4 protein-coding genes are annotated in these 7,370 nt (G+C 73.5%); 2 read left to right on the top strand and 2 right to left on the bottom strand.

The features are described 5' to 3' along the window. Window positions 1-232 precede the first annotated feature (232 nt). Window positions 233-877 carry a LuxR C-terminal-related transcriptional regulator gene (locus ACFU6K_RS24815; RefSeq protein ID WP_380666477.1) on the top strand — a complete coding sequence of 215 codons (645 nt, stop codon included), beginning with the start codon at window positions 233-235 and terminating at the stop codon, window positions 875-877. 99 nt (window positions 878-976) lie between these two features. Here the strand turns inward: ACFU6K_RS24815 and lspA are convergent, their stop codons facing one another. Together lspA and ACFU6K_RS24805 are read right to left on the bottom strand one after the other, a co-directional pair. After that, complete coding sequence (gene lspA, locus ACFU6K_RS24810; RefSeq protein ID WP_380666475.1) at window positions 977-1,492, bottom strand: signal peptidase II; 516 nt, start codon at window positions 1,490-1,492, stop codon at window positions 977-979. 215 nt (window positions 1,493-1,707) lie between these two features. Next, entirely contained in the window at window positions 1,708-2,895 is a 1,188-nt protein-coding gene (locus ACFU6K_RS24805) for a PLP-dependent aminotransferase family protein (RefSeq protein WP_380666473.1), read from the bottom strand. Between the two features lie 525 nt (window positions 2,896-3,420). Between ACFU6K_RS24805 and ACFU6K_RS24800 the strand changes: the two genes are divergently transcribed. Continuing rightward, window positions 3,421-7,370, top strand: a 3,950-nt coding sequence (locus tag ACFU6K_RS24800; RefSeq protein ID WP_380666472.1) for a type I polyketide synthase, incomplete at its 3' end; no start/stop codon positions are given.

Genomic DNA, 7,370 nt, shown 5'->3' with positions numbered 1-7,370 from the left:
GCCACCGGTCGCTCGGTGGCTGCCGGAACCAGCATCGCCTGCCGCGCACCTCCCGCGCAGCGGCCGACCGGCGGGTGTCCATCCCCTCCGTTCGGGGGGAAAGGACTTCCGAATCGAAGGCGCGAGACGCTGGCAGCTCCCGTCTTTGGGTGCCGAGATGACGATCCGTCTAGGATGCCAATGCGTCGGCCGCAATCTTCCGATTGTGGCCATCGGACCATCCGGGGGGATCATGAAGCGCGTACTGGTCGTCAACAACGAGAATCTGATCCGTTCGGGACTGCGCCTGATCCTCGAATCCGACCCCGTGCTGACGGTGGTGGCGGACTGTCCGGTGGACCGGGCGGTCGAGGAGGCCCGCGCGCTCCAGCCCGACCTGGTCCTGCTCGACCTCGGCCGCCAGGCCGACGCGTCCCTCGACACCCTGCTCTCGCTGATCTACCTGCCCCGGGCGCCCCGGGTGGCCGTGCTGGCCACGGAGGAGGACGGCGACCTGCTGAACCGGGCGCTGCAGCACGGCGCGGTCGGCTACCTCCGACGGAACGCCCCGAGCGCCCTGCTGCTGGACGCCGTCCGGGTGCTCACCTCGGGCGGCACCGTGGTCTTCCCGCAACTCCTGTCGGCCGCCCGGGCGGTGGCTCCCGAGCCGCCAGTCCGGCAGGTCCCGGCCCGGCTCAACGCCCGCGAGCGGGAGCTCCTGGTCTGCCTGGGCGAGGGCCTGTCCAACGCGGACATCGCCGAGCGGCTGTACCTCCGCCCGGCGACCGTCAAGGACTACGTCAGCGAGCTGCTCGCCAAACTGGGCGTCCGCAACCGGACCCAGGCCGCCGTCCTGGCCGAGCGGTACGGGCTGCTCAGGGCCCACGTCGCGGCGTGAGGAAAGGGCCCCGCGCGGGGCCCGGTGCACGACGCGGGGCCCCGCGGGCGGGTTCGGGGCCGGCCGGGCGGTTCTCCCCGGGCCGGAAGGCCGGTCGCCCTACTGGTTCTTCGCCTCGGCGGTCCGTTCCGTCGTGCCCGGCTCGGCCGGCTCCTCGGTGGCGCGCGTGCCGTCCAGGCGGATGCCGCGCATCGAGGCCCACATCACCAGGGCGCTGCCGCACACCACGCCGCAGTCGGCGAGGTTGAAGACCGGCCAGTGCGGCAGTTGGATCCAGTCCACGACGCGTCCCTCCCACGGGGCGGGGTCCCGGAACAGCCGGTCGATGAGGTTCCCGGCCGCACCGGCGATGACCAGCCCGAAGGAGACCGCCCAGAGGGGGGTGCGGATCCGGGGCGACACCACCAGCATGACGACGATGACCAGCATCTTCACCGTGGTGAAGAACCAGGTCTCCCCCTCGCCGATGGAGAACGCCCCACCCGAATTGAAGACCAGCGTGAATTTCAGGAGCCCGCCGAGGGTCGATGTCGGATCGGTTCCCGAGAAATGTGTCAGCGCTATCTGCTTGGTGATGAAATCCGACGCCAGCAGCGCGATTGCTACGGCTGTCATGGTTCCCAGTCGTCGAGGCGTGTCACCGGGCAAGGAAGCTCCTCGCGCAACCCGTAGGCGTAGTAAGCCAGTCATGGCCGCATTGTAGGTGACGGTGGCTTGCGCACGAGTGTTCCCAAGAACGGGGGCGCACCGTCAGAACGGGAGCATACCCGCGCCGTTGCCGGGCACCGGCCCCGCCGTCGCCGTCGCCGGGTGTTGGCGGGCTGCGGCGGTCACGTGAAGATCCCGGCGAGGCGGGTCAGCCCTTCCCTGATCTCCCCGGCGGGGTGTCCGGTGAAGGAGAGCCGCAGGGTCGCCGGGTCGGGCCGGTCCGCGAAGAACGGCGCGCCGGGCACGTAGGCGACGTCGTGGGCCACGGCCCGGGGCAGCAGGGCGGTGGCGTCGTGCCCGTCCGGCAGGCGCGCCCACACGAACATCCCGCCGTCCGGCCGGTTCCAGGTGCTCCCGTGCGGGAGCGCGTGGGGCAGGCCGTCGAGCAGCGCGTCACGGCGTTCCCGGTAGGCGGCGCGGATCCGCGTCAGGTGCGCGTCGAGGTCGGCGTGGGTGAGGTAGTGGGCGGCGGCCGCCTGGTCGACGGTGGAGGAGTGCAGGTCGGTGGTCTGCTTCACCGTCGCGCAGGCGCGGCGCAGTGCGGCCGGAGCGCGCAGCCAGCCGAGGCGCATGCCCGGGGACATGATCTTGGAGAGGCTGCCGAGCAGCACCGTGCGGTCGGCCGCGGCGTCGAGCGAGGCGATCCACGGCAGCGGTGCGCCGTCGAACCGCAGCTCGCCGTAGGGGTCGTCCTCGACGATCCACAGGCCGTGGTGGGCCGCGACCTCCGCGACGGCCCGGCGGCGCTCGACGGAGAGCGTACGGCCGGTCGGGTTCTGGAAGTCGGGGACGACGTAGAGGAGCTTGGGCCGCTCCGACGCCACGAGGCCGGCCAGTGCCACCGGGTCGATGCCGCCCTCGTCGGACGGGACCGGGACGACGCGCGCTCCCGCGAAGGCGAAGCACTGCAGGGCCGCCAGATAGGTGGGGTTCTCCACGAGGACGGTGTCGCCGGGGGCCAGCAGGGCCGTCGAGGTCAGCGTGAGCGCCTGCTGGGAACCCGAGGTGACCAGCAGGTCGTCCGCCGGGGTGGGCAGGCCGCGGGAGCCCAGCCGCTCCGCGACGGCCGCCCGCAGCGCCGGGTCGCCCTCGGTGGTCGAGTACTGGAGGACGCGGTGCGGGGCCGTGGCCAGGACGTGGTCGTACGCGGCCCGCAGGCCGGCGACGTCGAAGAGCTCCGGGGCGGGCAGGCCGCCGGCGAAGGAGATCACCTCCGGCCGTGCCGTGAGTTCGAGGATCTCCCGCACGGACGAGGCGTGGGCAGCGGCGGGGTGGGTGACCGGAACGGGGGCGGCGGCTGGGCTCGTCATGCCCGCAGACTACGGACGAACAGGGCGGTGTCCCGGGTGCGGAAGTCCCACGAGTGCCCAAACATGTCCCGTCGATTTCTTGCCGAGATCGCGAAGACGTCGGTGGTGACGGCGGGTTCCGCGACCGGCCGTGCCGGACCGTGATCTTCCGGAAACCACCAGGTGGGACCGGGGCGGGCGGTGACCTGGGACCTTCCGCCAGATGGGCCGAAAACGCATGGTCGGCCGTCGAACGGGCTTGTCGGGCGGTGCGGTGCGTATGTCAGTCTCTGGGAGCCGTGTGCCGTGTTCCACAGTGTTTTGACGGGGAATTCCGAGTCTCTCTTCCTTTCCTTGGTTCTTCGGGATGCGTTCCGTCATGCCGTCGGTCGGTTTGAAGCGATAACAGGGGGCGTCATGTCTGATCTCCGCCATGGGCATTCCGAGGCCTCCGTGAATTTCGCGGGGAACCGGTCGGTGCCGGAGGAACCCATAGCGTTGGTCGGAATCTCCTGCCGGCTTCCGGGCGCCGCGGGACCCCGGCAGTTGTGGGACCTCCTGCGGGACGGCCGCAGCGCCGTCACCGAAACTCCCGACGACCGCCGGGGCGGTCCCGAGGGGCCCGGGAACGACGAGCCGTCCGCCCTGCGGTGGGGGGCCTTCCTGGAGGGCGTGGACCGGTTCGACGCGGGATTCTTCGGGATCGGCCCCCGCGAGGCCGCCGCGATGGATCCGCAGCAGCGCCTGGCCCTGGAGCTGAGCTGGGAGGCCTTCGAGGACGCGGGGATCCGCCCGGAGACCTGGCGTTCCCAGGACACCGCCGTCTTCCTCGGCGTGGCGTCCGGCGACTACGGCCTCCTGCTCGACCGCCGGGGGCCGGCCGCCCGGACCCCGCACACCGTCGCCGGCACCCAGCGCGGGATGACGGCCAACCGCGTCTCGTACGCCCTCGGGCTGCGCGGCCCCAGCCTCACCGTCGACGCCGGTCAGGCGTCGTCGTTGGCCGCCGTCCACCTGGCCTGCGAAAGCCTGCGGCGCGGCGACTCCGCGCTCGCCGTGGCGGGTGGGGTGCACCTCAACCTGCTGCCCGACACGGCGCGCGCGATGGCCGGGCTCGGCGCGCTCTCGCCCGACGGCCGCTGCTTCACCTTCGACGAGCGGGCGAACGGCTACGTCCGCGGCGAGGGCGGGGCGATGGTGGTGCTCAAGCCCCTGAGCCGGGCCCTCGCGGACGGGGACCTCGTGCACTGCGTCCTGCTCGGCAGCGCCCTGAACAACGACGGCGGCGGCGAAGGACTGACGGTGCCGGCCCGGGCCGGGCAGGAGGAGGTGCTGCGGCGGGCCTGCGCGAGGGCGGGTGTCGACCCCGCGCACGTCCAGTACGTCGAACTGCACGGGACGGGCACCAGGGTCGGCGACCCGGTCGAGGCCGCCGCGCTGGGCGCGGTGTTCGGCGCCGCCCGGACGGCCGGGCGGAGCCCCCTGCACATCGGCTCGGTCAAGACGAACGTCGGCCACCTGGAGGCCGCGGCGGGCGTGGTCGGCCTGGTCAAGGTGGCGCTGTCCCTCAAGCACGCGACGCTGCCGCCGAGTCTCGACTTCCGCACCCCCAACCCGCTGATCGACATGGACGCACTGCGGCTGCGCATGGTGACGGACCGCCTGCCGTGGGCCGAGGTGGACGGCACCCGTCTCGCGGGCGTCAGCTCGTTCGGTCTCGGTGGGACCAACTGCCATGTGGTGCTGTCCCAGCCGCCCGCCCCCGCCGTGGGCGGCCGGGCGACGGCGGACGTCGGCGCCGGCGTGGTGCCGTGGGTCCTGTCCGGGGCCACGCCGGAGGCGCTGCGGGCCCAGGCCGACCGCCTCCGGGCGTACGTGGCCGGGGAGCCCGACGCCGAACCCGCCGACGTGGCCCTCTCGTTGGCCACCACGCGCGCGACCTGGGAGCACCGCGCGGTCGTCGTCGCGGCCGACCGCGCGGAGTTCCTCCGGGCGCTGACCGCCGCCGTCGAGCCCGGCGGAGTCGACCCGGCACTGGTCCGGGGCAGCGTCGCCGAGGACGGCGAGGTCACCTTCGTCTACCCGGGCCAGGGCTCCCAGTGGGACGGCATGGCACGGGAGTTGCTCGACACCTCGGCCGTCTTCCGGGAGCGGATCGAGCAGTGCGACCGGGCGCTGCGGCCGCACGTCGACTGGTCGCTGCTCGACGTCCTGCGCGGGACCCCGGACGCCCCGCCGCTGGAACGGGTCGACGTCGTCCAGCCCGTGCTGTGGGCCATGATGCTCGCCCTGACCGAGGTGTGGGGCTCCTTCGGGGTGCGTCCCGACGCGGTGGTGGGGCACTCGCAGGGCGAGATCGCCGCCGCGTGCGTCGCGGGCGCCCTCAGCATCGAGGACGGTGCGAAGATCGTGGCCCTGCGCAGCCGCGCGCTCGGCCGGCTGGCGGGCACCGGTGCGATGGCCACCGTCTCCCTGCCCCTGGCGCAGGTGCGCGACCGGCTCGAACGGGGCTGGGACGGGGTGGAGATCGCCGCGGTCAACGGTCCGGTGTCCACGGTGGTCTCCGGTCCGCCCGAGAGCATCGACCGGCTGCTCGCGGAGTACGAGGCCGAGGGCGTCTGGGTGCGCGCGATCCCGGTCGACTACGCCTCGCACTCCAGCGACGTGGAGGTCCTGCGGGACGCGGTACTGACGGAACTCGCCGGGATCACCCCGCGCCGGTCGCGGATCCCGTTCTGCTCCACCGTCACCGGTGAGATCACCGACACCACGGAACTGGACGCCGGCTACTGGTACCGCAACCTTCGCCGGCCGGTGCGGATGGAGACCGCCACCCGGCACCTGCTGGAGGCCGGGCACCGGACGTTCGTCGAGGTCAGCCCGCACCCCGTGCTCACCGTCGCGCTCCAGCAGACCGTCGGTGCCGCGGCGGCGGTCACCGGAACGCTCCGTCGGGGCGAGGGCGGTCCGCGCCGCCTGCTGGACTCCGTCGCCCGGCTCCATGTGCGCGGTGTGCGGGTCGACTGGCCGTCCGCGCTCCGGACGGGTGCCGGGCGCCGGCTCCGGCTGCCCACCTACCCGTTCCAGCGGCAGTCGTACTGGCTCGACGGCGAGGACCGGCGCGAGCCCGCAGTGGCGGACCGGCGCGAGCCCGTGGCGCTGGACCGGCGGGTGCCGTTCGCTGCGGAGACCGGGGCCCCCGCACCCGAACCGTCGCGGCACGGCCACGGCGAACTGACGGGCCTCGTACGGGAACACGCCGCGGCCGTGCTGGGCCACCCGGAGCCCGGGCTGGTCGACACCTCCCGCCGCTTCAAGGACCTCGGCTTCAACTCGCTGGACGCCGTCAACCTCCTGGAACGGCTGACCGCCGCCACCGGCGTCCCCCTGCCGCCCACCCTGATCTTCGACCACCCCACGCCCGCCCTCCTCGCGGCGTGGTTGCGCACGGAACTCGCGGGCGAACGCACCGACACCGGCACCGCGCCGGTCCGCACCCCCCACGACGACGAGCCGATCGCGATCGTGGGGATGGGGTGCCGGTACCCGGGCGGGGTGCGGTCGCCGGAGGACCTGTGGCAGTTGGTGTCGGAGGGGCGCGACGCGATCTCCGGCCTCCCGGAGGGGCGGGGGTGGGACCTGGAGCACCTCTACGACCCCGACCCGGACGCGGGGGAAGGCGGGCGGACGTACACGCGCGGCGGGGGCTTCCTGCACGACGCGGACCTGTTCGACGCGGGGTTCTTCGGTGTTCCGCCGCGCGAGGCGGAGGCGATGGATCCGCAGCAGCGGTTGCTGCTGGAGGTGTCGTGGGAGGCGCTGGAGCGGGCGGGGATCCGTCCCGACAGCCTGAAGGGCAGTGCGACCGGCGTCTTCACCGGAGTGATGACCAGCGGCTACCGGCCCGCCCCCGCCCGGGTCCCGGTGGAGTTCGAGGGGCACGTCCTGACCGGCAACGAGAGCAGTGTCGCGTCCGGCCGGGTGTCCTACGTGCTGGGGCTGGAGGGCCCGGCCCTGTCGGTGGACACGGCGTGTTCGTCGTCGCTGGTGGCGCTGCACCTGGCGGTGCAGTCGCTGCGGCGGGGCGAGTGCTCGATGGCCCTGGCCGGCGGTGTCACCGTCATGGCGGCCCCGGCCACCCTCATCGAGTTCGCCCGGCACCGAGGTCTGTCCCCGGACGGCCGGTGCCGGGCCTTCGGCGAGGAGGCCGACGGCACGGGGTTCGGTGAGGGCTGCGGTGTGCTGGTGCTGGAGCGGCTTTCCGACGCGCGGCGGGCGGGGCGTCGGGTGTTGGGGGTGGTGCGGGGTTCGGCGGTGAACCAGGACGGTGCGTCGAACGGGCTGACGGCGCCGAGTGGTCGGGCGCAGGTGCGGGTGGTGCGTGGGGCGTTGGGGGATGCCGGGTTGGCGGCGGGTGACGTCGATGCGGTGGAGGCGCACGGGACGGGGACGCGGTTGGGTGATCCGATCGAGGCGCAGGCGTTGCTGTCCGCGTA

This window comes from Kitasatospora sp. NPDC057512 (assembly GCF_042802135.1).
GTDB lineage: Bacteria > Actinomycetota > Actinomycetes > Streptomycetales > Streptomycetaceae > Kitasatospora.
The sequence above is the reverse complement of the archived record's forward strand: the minus strand, read 5'-3'. Positions and strand labels throughout refer to the sequence as shown.